Below are 16,392 nucleotides of genomic sequence, written 5' to 3' on the forward strand. Positions count from 1 at the left end.
CGCCGCTTCGGCCCCTAGGATTCCCCCTAACACCTCACCGGTCTCATTGACAGGAACCCCATGAGCGACACTTCCTCCCCCTTCGGCTTCGAGCTCGTGCGGCGTGGTTACGACCGCGGTCAGGTGGACGACCGCATTACCAAACTCGTCGCCGACCGTGATAGTGCTCTGGCCCGAATCACCTCTCTGGAAAAGCGCATCGAGGAGCTCCACCTCGAGACGCAGAACGCCCAGGCCCAGGTCAACGACGCCGAGCCGTCGTACGCCGGGCTCGGCGCCCGTGTCGAGAAGATCCTCCGCCTCGCGGAGGAGGAGGCGAAGGACCTGCGCGAGGAGGCCCGTCGCGCGGCCGATCAGCACCGTGAGCTGGCGGAGTCCGCCGCCCAGCAGGTGCGCAACGACGCCGAGTCGTTCGCCGCCGAGCGCAAGGCCAAGGCCGAGGACGAGGGCGTCCGCATCGTCGAGAAGGCCCAGGGCGAGGCGAACACGCTGCGCGCCGAGGCGCAGAAGGACGCGCAGTCCAAGCGCGAGGAGGCGGACGCGCTCTTCGAGGAGACCCGCGCCAAGGCCGCCCAGGCCGCCGCGGACTTCGAGACGAACCTGGCCAAGCGCCGCGAGCAGTCGGAGCGCGACCTGGCCTCGCGTCAGGCGAAGGCGGAGAAGCGCCTGGCGGAGATCGAGCACCGCGCCGAGCAGCTGCGCCTGGAGGCCGAGAAGCTGCGCACGGACGCGGAGCGCAGGGCCCGTCAGACGGTGGAGACCGCGCAGCGTCAGGCCGAGGACATCGTGGCCGACGCGAACGCCAAGGCCGACCGTATCCGCAGCGAATCGGAGCGCGAGCTGGCGGCGCTGACGAACCGCCGCGACTCGATCAACGCCCAGCTGACCAACGTCCGCGAGATGCTGGCGACGCTGACCGGTGCGGCCGTCGCCGCGGCGGGTACGCCGGCGGACGACGAGCCGATCTCCCGCGGGGTTCCGGCGCAGCAGACCCGCTGACGCCTTCCGCAGGCCGGATCCGACGAGTGCCCGGTGCCGCTTCGGCACCGGGCACTCGCGCGTCGCCGGCCCCTGCGCGAAACGGCCTTGTCCGTTGGGCGAACCCGGTGGCGTGGGCCGCCACGCCCCCGTAGCGTGAACGCATGATCGAGCTCAAGGGCCTCACCAAGCACTTCGGTACGAAGGTCGCCGTCGACCATCTGTCCTTCAGCGTCCGCCCCGGAATGGTGACCGGTTTCCTCGGTCCCAACGGCGCGGGCAAGTCGACGACGATGCGCATGATGCTCGATCTGGACAACCCCACCAGTGGCACCGTCCGGATCGACGGCAAGCACTACCGGGATCTGGACGAACCGCTCAAGTACATCGGCGCGCTGCTGGACGCCAAGGCGATGCACGGCGGCCGCAGCGCCTACAACAACCTGCTCTGCCTGGCGCAGGCGAACCGGATCCCGGCGAGCCGCGTGGCCGAGGTCCTCGACGTGGTGGGGCTGACGTCGGTGGCACGCAAGAAGACCAAGGGCTTCTCGCTCGGTATGGGCCAACGGCTCGGAATCGCTTCTGCACTGCTCGGCGATCCGGAGATCCTGATGTTCGACGAACCGGTCAATGGTCTGGACCCCGAGGGAATTCACTGGATCCGCAATCTGATGAAGGCCCTTGCCGCCGAAGGCCGGACGATCTTCGTCTCCTCCCATCTGATGAGTGAAATGGCGCTGACCGCCGACCACTTGATCGTCATCGGCCAGGGCAGGCTGCTCGCCGATACATCGATGGCCGATTTCATTCATGAGAACTCCCGCAGTTATGTCAGGCTCCGCACTCCCCAGCGCGAGAAGCTGCTGGACGCGCTGCAAACGGCCGGCTTGATCGCCGTCGAGTCGGGCAGCGCACTCGAGATCGACGGGGCCTCCACGGAACAGCTGGGCGAGCTGGCCGCGGAGCACGGGATCGTGCTGCACGAGCTCAGCGCCCAACGGGCCTCGCTGGAGGAGGCGTTCATGCAGATGACGGCCGGCGCCGTGGAGTACCACGCGCATTCCACCGGCCAGGCCGGACCGCCCCCCGCACCGGCCGCCACCAGCACCGCCGCCCCGCAGTGGGCCCCGCGCAACGAGGGAGCCTGACCGATGGCATCCGTACCCGCCGTTCTCCAGTCCGAGTGGACCAAGATCCGTACGGTCTCCTCGACGCGCTGGACCCTGATCTGCGCGCTCGCGGTCACGGTCGCCCTGAGCGCCGCGCTCTGCGCGCTGATGAACTCCACCTTCGACGATCTGCCCGAGGCCGAGCGGCTGACCTTCGACCCGACGCTCATCAGCTTCTCGGGGATGGTGCTCGGCCAGCTCGCGATGGTGGTCTTCGGCGTCCTGGTGGTCGGCACGGAGTACAGCTCCGGCATGATCCGCACCTCGCTCGCGGCCGTGCCGCAACGCGCCACCTTCCTCTACAGCAAGATCGCGGTGGCCGGACTGCTGGCGCTGGCGGTGGGGATGGCGACGAGCTTCCTCACCTTCTTCCTCGGCCAGGCGCTGCTGGGCGAGCACCGCACGACGATCGGCGAGGAAAACGTGCTGCGCGCTGTGGTCGGCGGCGGCATCTACATGGGCCTGATGGCGATCTTCTCGATGGGGGTCGCGGCGATGCTGCGCAGCTCGATGCTGTCGCTGGGCATCCTGATGCCCTTCTTCTTCCTGGTGTCCCAGATCCTCTCCGCGGTCCCGGGCGCGAGGGACGTGGCGCGCTACTTCCCCGACCAGGCCGGCGCCAAGATCATGCAGGTGGTCCCGGGTGCGATGAACAGCGGGGACTCTTCCTACGGCCCCTGGGGCGGCCTGGGCATCATGCTGCTGTGGGTGGTGGCGGCGCTGATCGGCGGCTTCCTGGTGCTGAAGAAGCGGGACGCGTAGGCGGCGCGCTCACGAGGCGGGGCAATGGCACAGGCTTGAACGGAACCGTCAAGGCACGGATATCCTCCTAACTCTTACGGGGGCGTACGGCATGCAAGGCCTGTGCCCCGACGACCCGAATGTCGATGGGGCTGGAGAATGATCGAGGCAGTCGGCCTGACGAAGCGCTACGGCGCCAAGACAGCCGTGTACAACCTTTCCTTCCAGGTGCGGCCCGGCGCCGTCACCGGGTTCCTCGGGCCCAACGGCGCCGGCAAGTCCACGACCATGCGCATGATCCTCGGACTCGACAAGCCGACCTCGGGGCAGGTCACCATCAGCGGCCGGCCGTACCGGCAGCTGCCGAACGCGCCGCGGCAGGTCGGTGCGCTGCTGGACGCCAAGGCCGTGCACGGCGGGCGCAGCGCGCGCAGCCACCTGCTGTCGCTGGCACAGCTGTCCGGCATCCCGGCCCGCCGGGTGGACGAGGTGCTCGGCGTCGTCGGTCTCCAGGACGTCGCCAAGCGCCGCTCCAAGGGCTTCTCGCTCGGCATGGGGCAGCGGCTCGGCATCGCCGCGGCGCTGCTAGGCGACCCGCAGGTGCTGCTCTTCGACGAGCCGGTCAACGGACTCGACCCCGAAGGCATCCTCTGGGTGCGCAATCTGATGAAGCAGCTGGCCGCCGAGGGCCGCACGGTCTTCGTCTCCTCGCACCTGATGAGCGAAATGGCCCTCACGGCCGACCAGTTGATCGTCATCGGCCGGGGCCAGCTGCTCGCGGACATGAGCGTCAAGGACTTCATCTCCCACAACTCGGCCGATTTCGCCCGCGTGCGCACGCCGCAGACCGACGCGCAGCAGCGGGAGAAGCTGTCGGCGGCGCTGACCGAGGCGGGCGGACAGGTCATGTCCGAGCCGGACGGCGCCCTGCGCGTCACCGGGCTGGCGCTGCCGAGGATCAGCGACGTGGCCCATGAGGCGGACGTCCGGCTGTGGGAGCTCTCGCCGCACCAGGCATCGCTGGAGGAGGCGTACATGCGGATGACGCAGGGTGCCGTCGACTACCGCTCCACCGATGACCAGAAGGCGGGGCTGATGCAGCAGCAGCCGATGGGCTACCTGCCGCCGCAGCAGCCGCAGATCCCCGAGGTCCCGCAGCAGGGCTGGTACGCCCCGCCGCCGCCCGGAGCCGGGCAGAACCCGTACGCGGCGGTGGCACCGGGCGCGCCCGTGCAGCCCGCGCCGCCGGCCGCTCCGCCCGTTGCTCCTCCTGCCGCCGCCCCCGCCGACCCGAACAAGCCCGAGGACGCCCGATGACCACCCCCTACCAGCAGCCGGGGGCCGCGGCCCCCACGTACGCATCCCCGATCCCGGTCCGCGGCGCGCACCTCGGGGACGCCCTCGCCTCCGAGTGGACCAAGATCCGCTCGGTGCGCTCCACGATGTGGACGCTCGGCGTGATGATCGTGCTGATGCTCGGAATCGGTCTGGCCGTCGCCGCGATCGTGGCCGCCAGCGATGTCGACCTGCAGGGCGAGTCGGCGCTCGGCTTCGGCTTCTTCGGCGTGCTGCTCGGCACGATCTGCGTGATGACGCTGGGCGTGCTGACGATCGCCTCCGAGTACGGCACGGGCATGATCCGTACGACCCTGACGGCCTGCCCCAGCCGCACGCGGGTGCTGGCCGCCAAGGCGATCGTCTTCTTCCTCCTCGTCTTCACCATCACGGTGGTCTTCGCCGCGCTCGTCGCCCTCATCCAGGTGGGCATGGTGGACACCGCCGAGCCCACCGGGGACGAGTGGCTGCGCGCAACGGTCGGCGTGGCGCTGTTCGTCGCCTCGATCGGCCTGCTGTCGCTGGCCGTCGGCACCATGATCCGGCACTCGGCCGGCGCGATCACGATCATGATCGGCCTGATGCTGCTGCCGCTCGTCGCGGCCATGTTCATGTTCTCGGAGTCGCTCGCGGACGTGCAGGAGTTCCTGCTGGACTACGCGATCCCGAGCCAGCTCATCAGCATCTACGGCGAGGCCGCGGCCGGCGGCTCCACGGGTCCGGTCGGCTGGGAGCCGGTGTGGATCATGCTCGGCATCACCGCCGTGACGCTGGGCGGCGCGTTCGCCGTCATCAACAGCCGCGACGTGTAGTCGTCGCGGAAGGCGTCAGTACCTGGGCGCGTTACGGGACCGCTGCACCCGCGTGGTGCGGCGGTCCTTCGCGTTCCAGCACGCCTTGTGCCAGTGGCGCCGGTCCTCGACGCCCCCGTGCTCGGGCCAGGCCACCACGTGCGGGAGGCCGGAAGGGATCTCCTGGTCGCAGCCCGGGCAGCGGTACGTCTTGCCTGCGGCACTCGCGCCCGCGACATGGCGCACCGACCAGTCCTCGCCCTGCCACGACTCGCTGCGCCCGAACCCGCCGTACCGGTCGCCGCCGCCTGCTGCTCGCTCGGTCGGCTTCTCGCCGCCTCGGGGGCGGTTGCGGCGCGGGGACACGTGACACCTCACGGGACTTTGAGGAACGGATCCTTTCCAGCGTACGGGCCGAGAACCGGGGCACTCGCCCTTCCGACCATGACACCGTGACCACTGACAGCGGCCGGTTACCGGACAATCGCAACAACTTCACGCACGGCCGTGCCTTTGGCACGTGTCAGACGTTGTTGCCGGTAGGGGGAGTGACGCGTCGGCCGCAAGGAGGCTATAGGCGATGCGCGTTGGGACTTTCGTACTGGCGGCCCAGTTCCCGGGGCAGGGGCAGGGGGAGGCGCTGCACCGCGCGGTGCGGTCCGCCGAGGTGGCGGAGGAAGCCGGGCTGGACTCCGTGTGGTTGGCGGAGCACCACTTCGTACCGTACGGGGTGTGTCCGTCGGCGGTGACCCTCGCGGCGCTGCTCCTCGGCCGCACACGCCGGATCGGGGTCGGCACGGCCGTGAGCGTGCTGCCGAGCGTCCATCCCGTGGCGCTGGGGGAGCAGGCGGCGTTGCTGCACCTCACCTCCGGTGGGCGGTTCATGCTCGGTGTGGGGCGAGGCGGGCCGTGGGTCGACCTGGAGGTGTTCGGCGCGGGACTCGCGGCGCACGAGAGCGGGTTTCCGGAATCGCTCGATCTGCTGATGCGGTGGCTGCGCGAGCCGCGGGTCGGCGCGGACGGGGAGCAGTTCTCCTTCCGTGAGGTCGCGGTCGTCCCGCGTGCCGACGAGCTGATCGGCGGCCCGCCCGGCGGCCCCGAGGTCGTCGTCGCGTGTACGTCGCCGAAAAGTGTGAAGCTCGCCGCCGAGCGCGGGCTGCCGATGCTGCTCGGGATGCACTGCGGGGACGAGGAGAAGGCGGAGATGGTCGCCCTGTGGCGCTCGCATGCGCTCCACACGGGCCACTCCCCCGACGAGGTCGCGGAGGCGGGGCATGTGTCGGCGGGCGTCGTCCAGATCGCCGACCGGGCGGCGGACGCGACCGAGACCCTGGTGAAGGCGATGCCGGGCTGGCTCAGGCAGGGCCTGGAGGCGCATGTCACGATCGACGGCCGGCAGCGCACGATGCGCGACCCGGTGGCCTACACGGAGCTGCTGTGCGCGCTGCACCCGGTGGGCACGCCGCGGCTGGCCGCCGACCGGCTCGCCGCGACGGCGGAGCGGACCGGCATCAGGCGCTTCGCGCTGCTGGCCGAGGGCTCGGGCGATCTGGCGGCCACCGAGGAGAACGTACGGCGCCTGGGCGCGGAAGTGCTCCCCCAGCTCGCCTGACCGGGCCCGTGTGCGGTCTCCGACCGGGCCCGTCGTCCCGGCCGGAGTCGTACGCATGCACACGTGCACACATGCAGTGCCGCCGCTCCGGCGGGGACGACAGCGCCCCACGGTGCGGGGCGGCAGCGGAAGATCTCAGCAGTCGCGCAGTTCGGGCGACTGATTGAGCAGCTGGGCCCGCACGGAAGTGAAGCGGGCCAGCCGCTCGTCCACCGAGGAGTCCAGCGGGAACACCGCGACGCGGTGGCAGTTCTGGAAGGCCAGACGCACACCGAAGTGCCGCTGGAGCGCACCGCGAATGGCGTCACTCGCGAGTGCGCGCAGCAGCTGACCACGTGCCTGCTCGTCCGGCGGGGGCGTCTGGTTGTCGGCGAAGTCGCCGCCGTCCACCTTCAGCTGAGCCACCAGAGAACTGATCATCTCCCATGCGTAGGGCAGGGAGGTCCGGACGCAGTCGACGAAAGCTGCTTCGTCGACCTCGCCTCGCTCGGCCTGTTCCAACAGCACCGGTGAGACGTCGAGCGACATGGGTTCTCCTCTCGCGGCCCCGGTGAACGGGGCCTTACGGGCAGGGAAGGAGGTAGCCGACGAAACGGCGGCATACGAACGATGTAGGACGACGCAGAGTGCACGAGCGGCAACCTCCTGCTTCCACGGTAAGTGCGGTGTCTTGAGGGCACCAGGAGATTGGGAACACAACCGGCCAAATAAGAAGGGGGCTTCCGGGGCGAATCGCGCGGGGCTGCGTCGGTCGAGTAGCGTTGCCGACCATGCGTCTCGTCATCGCCCGCTGCTCCGTGGACTACGCGGGCCGGCTCACCGCCCATCTGCCCTCCGCCCCCCGATTGATCCTGGTCAAGGCGGACGGCAGTGTGTCCATCCACGCAGACGACAGGGCCTACAAACCGCTGAACTGGATGTCGCCTCCCTGCACGTTGAAGGAGGGCGACGACAAGGTGTGGACCGTGGTGAACAAAGCGGGCGAGAAACTGATCATCACGATGGAAGAAATCCTCCACGACTCCTCGCACGAGCTCGGGGTGGACCCCGGCCTCATCAAGGACGGCGTGGAAGCGCACCTACAGGAGCTTCTGGCCGACCGAATCGAGACACTTGGCGAGGGATACAGTCTGATCCGCCGCGAATACCCTACGGCGATCGGCCCCGTGGACATCCTCTGCCGCGACGCGGACGGCGGGACGGTGGCGGTGGAGATCAAGCGCCGCGGTGAGATCGACGGCGTGGAGCAGCTGACCCGCTACCTGGAACTGCTGAACCGCGACCCGCATCTGGCCCCGGTGAAGGGCCTGTTCGCGGCGCAGGAGATCAAGCCCCAGGCACGCGTGCTGGCGACGGACCGGGGAATCGGCTGCGTGGTGCTGGACTACAACGCGCTGCGCGGCATCGAGGACGACAAGCTCCGCCTGTTCTGACGCCCCTGGGGGCCGACGGCCCGTCCGGGCCACGCCCGCAGGCCGGCGCCGGCTTCATGCCGGAGGCCGCGCATCAGGGGCCAACAGGTGCTGCCTCCGGCCCGGGGCACCTCACCCCGCGGACCAGGGCGCGCCTCGCGCACGGAAACCCAGCCCGCGCCCGCGTGAGTCCGCGGGGCGACGCGCCGACCCGGGCATGCGCGGCACACTCCACTCCCTCAGCGCCACCAGCCCGTGACAAGCAGCCGGGCAACGACGACGCCGTGGATCCCCCACCCGCCGCCGACGCCACCACCACATCTCCGCGACACGCGCGCCGACCCCAGGCGGCTGGTCCCACGGACCAGGGCGCACGCCTCGCGCACGGAAACCCAGCCCGCGCCCGCGTGAGTCCGCGGGGCGACGCGCCGACCCGGGCATGCGCGGCACACTCCACTCCCTCAGCGCCACCAGCCCGTGACAAGCAGCCGGGCAACGACGACGCCGTGGATCCCCCACCCGCCGCCGACGCCACCACCACATCTCCGCAGCACGCGCGCCGACCCCAGGCGGCTGGTCCCACGGACCAGGGCGCACGCCTCGCGCACGGAAACCCAGCCCGCGCCCGCAGACCCGGAGTCGCCGAAACGCGACGCGTGAGTCCGCGCGCCAGGGAGCCTCGCGTTGCCCCGGGCCGGAAAAGGCCCGGGGTTCGTCACATCAACGGCGCGGAGGAGCTCTCCGTCGCCGTCGGGCCGCTCGCCGACGTCTCTTCGCCGGGCAACGTCGATTCCGAGCCGGACGGCGACGGTGACGGGGACTGCGACGGCGGTTCCGACTCGCTCGGCGTCGGCGACGACGGCGGCTTCGGCGTCGACCGCGTCGGCGTCGGCCTCGGCGGCTTCTCCGTCTCCGACGGGCTCCCCGGTTCGGACGGGACCGACGAGGGGCTCGTGCCGGGCCTCGGCGGCGCGTCCGGGTACGTCGAAGCGCCCGGCCGCGCCGTCGACGACGGGCTCTTCGTCGCGCCCTTGTCGTCCGGCCCCTCCGACATGTCGTCCGCCGGGCCCTCGGGCGCGTCCCAGTCGTCCGGGAGGTCGTCGTCCTCCGTCTGCTGCCCGTTCCTGACCTTGTCCGTCGGCGGGTCCTCCTTGTCCGAGGTGGCCCCGAGCGTCACCACCGTGCCCAGGACGACCGCGAGCAGCGCGCCCGCCCCCGCCGCGACCACGTTGCGGCGGTTGCCGCCGAGGAAGGCCAGGTCCCGCCGGGCCGGCGGGGCGGTGGCGGTGATCAGCGTCGTGGGCTCCTGCGCCGGCCCCGTACGCGGAAGCTGCGGCGTCGTGGTCGTGAACGGCGACGACAGCGGCGGCACGGGCGGCGCCGCCCCCTCCGTGCGTATGGTCAGCGCCTCCGGCTTCGGCGCGAGCCCCGCCGTACGGTCCTCGACGAGCGCCAGCGCCCGCCGCCCCGCGACCGTGCCGCGCTTGTCGGCGAGCGCGCCACGCATGCCGATGGAGGCCTCCAGCTCGGCCCTGGCCCGTCCGAGGTTGCCGGTGCAGAGTGCGAGGACGCCCAACTCGTGGTGGAAGTACGCCTCTTCGGCGACCTTGCCCGCGATGCGGGCAGCCTCCGAGCCGACCCGCAGGGCCCGCTCCCAGGCGTTCCAGTGCAGCCCCGCGGCGAACACGGGCGCGGCGCTGCGGGCGAGCAGCACCGCCGTGCCGAGGTGTGCCGCGTCCCGGCCGGGCACCAGCGCGCTCAGCGAGGTGAGCACGGCGTCCGCCTCGGCGATCGCGCGCTCGGGTGTGACCGAGGGGTGGCCCGACCACCAGGCGTAGTGCTGCGCGGCGGTGTGGGCGTGGGTGACGGAGTCCTCGTCGTAGCCCTTCTCCCGCAGCTGGGCGAGCACTCCGGCCGCCAGGCGGTAGCGCGTGCCGACGGGCGACAGCAGCCCGCAGTGCATCAGCTCGCCGAGCGCCGCGTCCGCGTGGGTGTCGCCGATGAGCGCCGGCAGATGGGCCTGGTGCGGCACCTCACCGCCGAGGGCGACGGCGAACCGCAGGGTCTGGCGCGCGGACTCGCTGAGCCGTGAGGCGAGCAGCGGCGCGGGCGCGGCCCCCTCCGCCAGCGTCGGCAGCGATACGTCCCTGCTCCGCGTGGCGTCGAACGCTGCGAACTCGTCCGGGTCGCCGCGCAGCTCGTCGCACTGCCTCACCAGCGCACCAGCCTGGACGAAGCGCAGGGGCAGACCCTCGGACTCGAACCAGAGGTCGCCCGCCCAGTTGGTCTCCTCCTCCGTGAGCGGCCGCTCGACGATGTGCGAGAGCAGTTCCAGCGCGGTCGCGGGGCCGAGGCCGCCGAGGAAGACCTCTTCGAGGGGCGAATCAGCGGAGGGCGCGGGGACGTCGGGCGTCGCGGCGAGCAGGAAGGCGCACTCGGGGGCGGCGTCGAGCAGCTCGTCGAGCGCCGTGCCGCCGAACTCCAGGTCGTCGAGGACGACGACGGCTCCGATGTCGCGGATGAATCCGGCGAGCGCGTTGCGGTCGGGCCGGTGCCGCGGCGCGGAGAAGACGACGGCGAAGAGGTCCCGGAGCAGCTCTCCGGGTGCCCGGTGACGGCCGTTCAGGCGAACGACACCGTCGGGGGCGAGGTCCGCGCAGTCCTCGGCGACGGCGTCGAGGAGCGTACTGCGCCCGGAGCCCGCGGGGCCCGTGAGCCGTACGGAACGGCCCTGGCCGAGCAGCCGGACGAGCCGCTCGCGCTCCTCGCCCCGTTCCAGCAGCGGCAGCCGCGGCGACGCCGGGCCCGGCGGTACGGGCGGCAGTGCGGCGCGCTGCAATTCGACACGTTCGGCCGCGGTGCGCCGGGCCGGCCTTTCGGGCTGCTCCCCGGGCGGGCAGGGTTCGATCTCACTGCCGTCGAGGGGGTTGACGGTGAGCAGGAAGTCGCCCGATACGAGCTTGACGGTGCGCAGCTGTGCCGGGGCGGACTGCCCCGCGGGTGTGATGGCGTCGCGCGGCGGACGGGCCGGGCCGTTGCCGAAGCCGCCGTCGCCGCCCGAGCTGCCGTCGCTGCCCGAGCCGGCATCGTTGCCGAAGCTGCCGCCGTCGCCGAAGCCGCCCTCGCCGAAGCTGTCGTTGTTCATGGTGAAAGCCCCCAGATACGGTTCGCCCGGCCTCGCTCCGCCAAGATCCTTGATCTTGGGGTCCGAGCCGCGTGCGGATGCCCTCCCGGCCTTGTCTCGCACGCTCGCCGTCGCTTCGGTCCGGTGCCCACCTGATGGGTCCTTCAAAGGGTGGGCGATGGAACCCTAGACGCTCCGTCGGCGTCGCGGAACCGGCGGGGTCCCGCGCCGCCTGGGACGTCACGGTCTCGGGAGATTTGCCCAGCTCGTGCGGTCGCGCCCGAGTCAGACCCGGGGAAGCGATTCGGCGGCGATGCCGCCCTCGATCGCCAGGATGCGGTGCAGCCGGGTCGCGACGAGAAGTCTCTGCATCTGCGGCGGGACGCCGCGCAGCACCAGGCGGCGGCCGCACCGGCCGGCCCGCCGGTGCGCGCCCATGATGACCCCGAGCCCGGTGGCGTCCCAGGAGTCGAGATGCGTCAGGTCGAGCACCAGGTCGCCGTCGCCGTCGTCGACGGCCGAGTGCAGGACCGTACGGGCGTCCGCCGCGCTGCGGACGTCGAGGCGGCCCCCGACGACCAGCTCGGCGTGGTCGCCCCTGATGTGCATATGCGCTCCCCGAGAACTCTGCGTTACCCCGAAACCCGTACTTCTCCGTCTAGAGCAACTGACTGCCCGACACACGGAGGGGTTGCTGCTTGTAAGCGAACCGATACCGAATTCACCCTGGCGGGCGATACCGAATCGGTCCATAAGGTCAGTGCTTGTAGAAGCCCTGCCCGCTCTTGCGGCCGATGTCACCCGCGTCCACCATCCGGCGCATCAGCTCCGGCGGCGCGAACTTCTCGTCCTGGGACTCGGTGTAGATGTTGCTGGTGGCGTGCAGCAGGATGTCGACGCCCGTCAGGTCGGCGGTGGCCAGCGGTCCCATGGCGTGGCCGAAGCCGAGCTTGCAGGCGATGTCGATGTCCTCGGCGCTGGCGACGCCCGACTCGTACAGCTTCGCGGCCTCGACGACGAGTGCCGAGATCAGGCGGGTGGTGACGAAGCCGGCTACGTCACGATTGACGACGATGCAGGTCTTGCCGACGGACTCGGCGAACTCGCGTGCGGTGGCGAGGGTTTCGTCACTGGTCTTGTAGCCGCGCACCAGCTCGCACAGCTGCATCATGGGCACCGGCGAGAAGAAGTGCGTGCCCACGACCCGCTCCGGACGCTCCGTCACGGCCGCGATCTTGGTGATCGGGATGGCGGAGGTGTTGGAGGCGAGGACGGCATCGTCCCGTACGAGCTTGTCGAGCGTACGGAAGATCTCGTGCTTGACCTCGAGCTTCTCGAAGACGGCCTCGACGACGATGTCCGCGTCGGCGAGGGCGTCCAGGTCGGTCGTGGTGGTGATGCGGGCCAACGCGGCCTCGGCGTCGGCGGCTTCGAGCTTGCCCTTGGAGACGAACTTGTCGTACGACGCCTTGATGCCGTCCCGGCCGCGCGTCAGGGCTTCGTCGGTGACATCGCGGAGTACGACGTCCCAGCCTGCCTGGGCCGAGACCTGCGCGATTCCGGACCCCATGAGTCCGGCCCCGATGACGGCGAGCTTCCTGGCCACTGCGGCACCCCTTAACAGCTGTTTACCTATGCGCTCTCTGGCGGAGGTTAGCGCCCGTGAGGTGCCGTGTGGCCGCGAAGAGATGCGCGTCACGTCTCGAATGACGGACATCACACCGAGGGCCGGTCGCCGACCGCCGCGGACGGCTCGGCCGGGGCCCTGGGCGCTCATTTCGTCGACGAGGACAAGGGCTTCGCGCGAAAGCCGCTCGCGGCGCGCCGTGACGGTCGGCACACGTGCTCTCCGTGGCGGCGGAGCCTCACTACGCTGGCCGTATGGTCAATCTGACGCGCATCTACACCCGTACCGGCGACCAGGGCACCACCGCTCTGGGCGACATGAGCCGCACCGCCAAGACCGATCTGCGCATCGCCGCGTACGCAGACGCCAATGAGGCCAATGCCGTCATCGGCACGGCCATCGCCCTCGGACAGCTGGGCGAGGACGTGGTGAAGGTCCTCGTCCGCGTGCAGAACGACCTGTTCGACGTGGGCGCGGACCTGTCGACCCCGGTGGTCGAGAACCCCAAGTACCCGCCGCTGCGGGTCGAGCAGTCGTACATCGACAAGCTGGAGGCGGACTGCGACCGCTTCCTCGAGGACCTGGAGAAGCTCCGCAGCTTCATCCTGCCCGGCGGCACGCCGGGGGCGGCGCTGCTGCACCAGGCGTGCACGGTCGTACGGCGGGCCGAGCGCTCGACATGGGCGGCGCTGGAGGCGCACGGCGAGACGATGAACGCGTTGACGGCGACGTATCTGAACCGCCTGTCCGACCTCCTGTTCATTCTCGCCAGGACGGCGAACAAGGAGGTCGGCGACGTGCTGTGGGTGCCCGGCGGAGACCGCTGAACCGGCGACGCGCTGCCGTCAGTCGGTTCGCTCAGCTCTGTCAGTTCCGTTCGGCGCGGACCGGTTCGCGTTCGGTTTCGCGTTCCGGCTCGCCCTTCGTCGCCTTTGGCGCCTTCGGCGGCCAGAGGGTGTACGACAGGGCGATCAGTCCGTGGATGCCGGCCGTCCGCCACGCGGTCCTCATCCAGCTCTCCAGGGAGCCGGTCCGGCTCGCCTCGCCCACGTACCAGATGGCGATCTGCAGCAGCACGGTGGTGACGCCGGCGGCGATCAACGTGCCGAGCCAGACGCGGCCCTCGTGCTTGGCGCGCGCCATGCCGTAGCGCGGCGGCTTGACGGGGGGCGGGGCGCCGCCGAAGCGGTGGGCGCCATGGCCGTCGAGCCATCGGACCGTGCGGTGGCCGTGGCCGACCGTGTAGCCGATGTAGAGCGCAGCCAGGCCGTGTTTCCAGCTCGGTTCGGCGCCGTTCTCGAGGTCGACGGCCGTGGCGACGAGGAGGACGACCTCCAGCAGCGGTTCGCACAGCAGCAGCGCGGCCCCGGTGCGCGGCATCTTGAGCAGATAGCGGGTGGCGAGTCCTGCGGCCAGCAGTACCCAGAAACCGACCTCGCAGACCACGATCAGCGTGACGATCACGACGGCTCTCCTTTCGTACGGTTCCAGCGTGTCCGCCGGGGACCGCGGATTCGTCGTCGTGAGTGACGAGCGGCGACTGCATCGTTCGATGTAGTCGCGGCTCCGACCACGCGGTGAGGCACCGGGGGCCCGGTGCGTGTTGGATAAGGGCCGTGACCGTTCCCCGCCCGCACCGTGAGGACGTCTTCATCGCGGTCGCCGGCCTGCTCGGCGGGCTGCTGCTGTGGTCGCTGGGTCTGTACTCCCAGGGCAACCACGCGCTGCTGCCGCCCTGGGTGACGCTGGTGCCGCTGGGGGCGCTGGCCGTGCTTGAGCTGCTGCGCCGCACCATGCCGCGCACAGCGCTGAACGCCGGTACGGCCGCGGTCGTGATGGACCCGTTCACGCCTGGCAGCATCGTGTCGCTCCTGATGTTCGCGGACATCGTCTACGCGGCCGTCGTCTACGGCACCCCCGCCTCTGCCCGCCGTATCCCGGTCACCACCGGAATGATCACGCTCGCGGTGACGATCGGCTTCCTGGCCTGGTGGCGTGACCCCGCAGCCCTGCTGATCGGCCTGGTCACCGGTCTGGTCTCGTACGGGCCCGCCACCACCGGTGCGATCGTCCGCAACCACCGGGAGGCCGCGGAGGCGGCCCGGCTGCGCGCCGAGCAGACCGCGCTGCTGGCCGAGATGGACCGGGCACAGGCGGTCGTCGCCGAGCGCGCGCGGATGGCCCGGGAGCTGCACGACATGGTCGCCAACCATCTCTCGGCCATCGCCATCCACTCCACGGCCGCCCTCTCGCTCGACGATGCCGCGACCACCCGGCAGGCCCTGACCGTCATCCGGGAGAACAGCGTCGAGGGGCTGGCGGAGATGCGCCGGCTGATCGGGCTGCTGCGGGACAGCAGCGGTGACCCGGAACCGGCCGCCGCCCCCACCCTGGCGGGTCTGGACGCCCTGGTGGAACAGGCGCGGGCGAACGGGGCGTCGAGCGGGCTCACGTTCATGCTGCACGAGACACGGGACGCCGGCGCCCGGCTGCCCGCACCGGTGGAGCTGGCCGCCTACAGGATCGTGCAGGAGTCGCTGACCAACGCCATCAAGCACGCCGATGAGGGCGAGGTCCTGGTGGAGGTGAGCGCCGGCGGGGGGCGCTCGCTGCTGGTGACGGTGACGAGCGCGTTCGGGCGGCGGCCCGGGCCGCGGGCCCCCGGATCCGGTGCGGGGCTGGTGGGGATGCAGGAGCGGGTGGCCCTGCTGGACGGGACGTTCGAGGCCGGTCCGGCCGCGAGCCCCGGGCAGGGGGCAGGAAAGATCTGGCGGGTACGGGCGGAGCTGCCCGTACCGGACGACAAGGAGCCTTCGGCATGACGTTCGCAGCGGGACCGTCGAACGCCACCGGCGCCCCGGGGGCCTCGGAGGCATCCGGCACCCGGGCGACCTCGGACGCACCAGGCGTCCACGGGGCATCGGGGGCATCCGGCGGGCCAGGACCCCGGACGATCCGGGTGCTCGTCGCGGAGGACCAGAGCGCGGTGCGCGCCGGTCTCGTGCTGATCCTGCGCAGCGCGCCGGACATCGACGTGGCGGGCGAGGCCGCCGACGGCGAGGAGGCGGTGCGGCTGGCCCGCGAACTACGGCCGGATCTGGTGCTGATGGACGTGCAGATGCCGAAGCTGGACGGCGTCTCGGCGACCCGCCAGGTGGTCGCCGAGGGCCTGGCCGACGTGCTCGTGCTGACGACGTTCGATCTCGACGAATACGTCTTCGGCGCGCTGCGGGCCGGGGCCGCGGGCTTCCTGCTGAAGAACACGGAGGCGAAGGACCTGATCGAGGCGGTGCGCACGGTGGCGCGCGGTGAGGGGATGATCGCCCCGGCGGTGACGCGCCGGCTGATCGCCGAGTTCGCCGCGCCGCGGGCGGCCCGGCCCGCGCAGGGGGCCGACCCCTCGGTCATCGACGTGCTGACGCGCCGCGAGCGCGAGGTGCTGTCGTGCCTCGGCGAGGGGCTGTCGAACGCCGAGATCGCCGGCCGTCTGTCGATGGCGGAGGCGACGGTGAAGACGCACGTCAGCAGGCTGCTGGGGAAGCTGGAGCTGCGCAGCCGGGTGCAAGCGGCGGTATTGGCACAGGAATTGGGGATCTGACGGCG

General features: G+C 71.1%; 16 protein-coding genes. 10 read left to right on the forward strand and 6 right to left on the reverse strand.

The window, feature by feature from the left end:
• The first annotated feature begins 60 nt into the window (after positions 1-60).
• The 5 genes from J7E88_RS25480 (at position 61) to J7E88_RS25500 (ending at position 5,035) form a co-directional block, all read left to right on the forward strand.
• On the forward strand, positions 61-999 hold the full coding sequence (locus J7E88_RS25480) for a cellulose-binding protein (RefSeq protein WP_215184995.1): 939 nt from the start codon (positions 61-63) through the stop codon (positions 997-999).
• A 143-nt stretch (positions 1,000-1,142) separates the two neighbouring features.
• Positions 1,143-2,126: an ABC transporter ATP-binding protein gene (locus tag J7E88_RS25485; RefSeq protein ID WP_215184997.1), complete on the forward strand. Its 984-nt coding sequence runs from the start codon at positions 1,143-1,145 to the stop codon at positions 2,124-2,126.
• Between the two features lie 3 nt (positions 2,127-2,129).
• Positions 2,130-2,909 (forward strand): ABC transporter permease, encoded by a 780-nt coding sequence (locus tag J7E88_RS25490; protein WP_215184999.1) that lies wholly within the window; start codon positions 2,130-2,132, stop codon positions 2,907-2,909.
• 138 nt (positions 2,910-3,047) lie between these two features.
• Positions 3,048-4,205: an ABC transporter ATP-binding protein gene (locus J7E88_RS25495; protein ID WP_215185001.1), complete on the forward strand. Its 1,158-nt coding sequence runs from the start codon at positions 3,048-3,050 to the stop codon at positions 4,203-4,205.
• The gene (locus J7E88_RS25500) at positions 4,202-5,035 is read left to right on the forward strand and encodes an ABC transporter permease (RefSeq protein WP_215185003.1); all 834 of its coding nucleotides are present in this window, start codon (positions 4,202-4,204) and stop codon (positions 5,033-5,035) included. The genes J7E88_RS25495 and J7E88_RS25500 overlap by 4 nt, the downstream gene beginning before the upstream one ends.
• A gap of 15 nt (positions 5,036-5,050) precedes the next feature.
• Here the strand turns inward: J7E88_RS25500 and J7E88_RS25505 are convergent, their stop codons facing one another.
• Positions 5,051-5,380 carry an ATP/GTP-binding protein gene (locus J7E88_RS25505; RefSeq protein WP_215185005.1) on the reverse strand — a complete coding sequence of 110 codons (330 nt, stop codon included), beginning with the start codon at positions 5,378-5,380 and terminating at the stop codon, positions 5,051-5,053.
• Positions 5,381-5,594: 214 nt separating this feature from the next.
• Here J7E88_RS25505 and J7E88_RS25510 point away from each other — a divergent pair, with 214 nt between their 5' ends.
• A complete protein-coding gene (locus tag J7E88_RS25510; RefSeq protein ID WP_215185007.1) occupies positions 5,595-6,626 on the forward strand; it encodes an LLM class flavin-dependent oxidoreductase in 1,032 nt (343 codons plus the stop codon).
• A gap of 135 nt (positions 6,627-6,761) precedes the next feature.
• Here J7E88_RS25510 and J7E88_RS25515 read toward each other — a convergent pair whose 3' ends face one another.
• Entirely contained in the window at positions 6,762-7,154 is a 393-nt protein-coding gene (locus tag J7E88_RS25515) for an SCO5389 family protein (protein WP_215185009.1), read from the reverse strand.
• 242 nt (positions 7,155-7,396) lie between these two features.
• Here J7E88_RS25515 and nucS point away from each other — a divergent pair, with 242 nt between their 5' ends.
• Positions 7,397-8,059 carry an endonuclease NucS gene (gene nucS, locus J7E88_RS25520; protein ID WP_215185011.1) on the forward strand — a complete coding sequence of 221 codons (663 nt, stop codon included), beginning with the start codon at positions 7,397-7,399 and terminating at the stop codon, positions 8,057-8,059.
• Positions 8,060-8,753: 694 nt separating this feature from the next.
• Here the strand turns inward: nucS and J7E88_RS25525 are convergent.
• From J7E88_RS25525 to J7E88_RS25535, 3 genes are all read right to left on the reverse strand, one after another.
• On the reverse strand, positions 8,754-11,183 hold the full coding sequence (locus tag J7E88_RS25525; RefSeq protein WP_251023165.1) for an ATP-binding protein: 2,430 nt from the start codon (positions 11,181-11,183) through the stop codon (positions 8,754-8,756).
• Between the two features lie 264 nt (positions 11,184-11,447).
• A complete protein-coding gene (locus tag J7E88_RS25530) occupies positions 11,448-11,771 on the reverse strand; it encodes an STAS domain-containing protein (protein ID WP_215185013.1) in 324 nt (107 codons plus the stop codon).
• A 148-nt stretch (positions 11,772-11,919) separates the two neighbouring features.
• Positions 11,920-12,768 (reverse strand): 3-hydroxyacyl-CoA dehydrogenase family protein, encoded by an 849-nt coding sequence (locus J7E88_RS25535; RefSeq protein ID WP_215185015.1) that lies wholly within the window; start codon positions 12,766-12,768, stop codon positions 11,920-11,922.
• A gap of 275 nt (positions 12,769-13,043) precedes the next feature.
• On the opposite strand from J7E88_RS25535, the gene J7E88_RS25540 reads away from it, so the two are divergent.
• Entirely contained in the window at positions 13,044-13,616 is a 573-nt protein-coding gene (locus J7E88_RS25540) for a cob(I)yrinic acid a,c-diamide adenosyltransferase (protein ID WP_215185017.1), read from the forward strand.
• Between the two features lie 40 nt (positions 13,617-13,656).
• On the opposite strand, the gene J7E88_RS25545 is transcribed toward J7E88_RS25540, so the two are convergent.
• Complete coding sequence (locus J7E88_RS25545) at positions 13,657-14,253, reverse strand: hypothetical protein (RefSeq protein ID WP_215185019.1); 597 nt, start codon at positions 14,251-14,253, stop codon at positions 13,657-13,659.
• 152 nt (positions 14,254-14,405) lie between these two features.
• On the opposite strand from J7E88_RS25545, the gene J7E88_RS25550 reads away from it, so the two are divergent.
• Both J7E88_RS25550 and J7E88_RS25555 read left to right on the forward strand, forming a co-directional pair.
• The gene (locus tag J7E88_RS25550; RefSeq protein ID WP_215185026.1) at positions 14,406-15,611 is read left to right on the forward strand and encodes a histidine kinase; all 1,206 of its coding nucleotides are present in this window, start codon (positions 14,406-14,408) and stop codon (positions 15,609-15,611) included.
• A 131-nt stretch (positions 15,612-15,742) separates the two neighbouring features.
• Entirely contained in the window at positions 15,743-16,387 is a 645-nt protein-coding gene (locus J7E88_RS25555; protein WP_215185093.1) for a response regulator transcription factor, read from the forward strand.
• Positions 16,388-16,392: the final 5 nt, after the last annotated feature.

This window comes from Streptomyces sp. ISL-10 (genome assembly GCF_018614575.1).
Classification (GTDB): Bacteria; Actinomycetota; Actinomycetes; order Streptomycetales; family Streptomycetaceae; genus Streptomyces.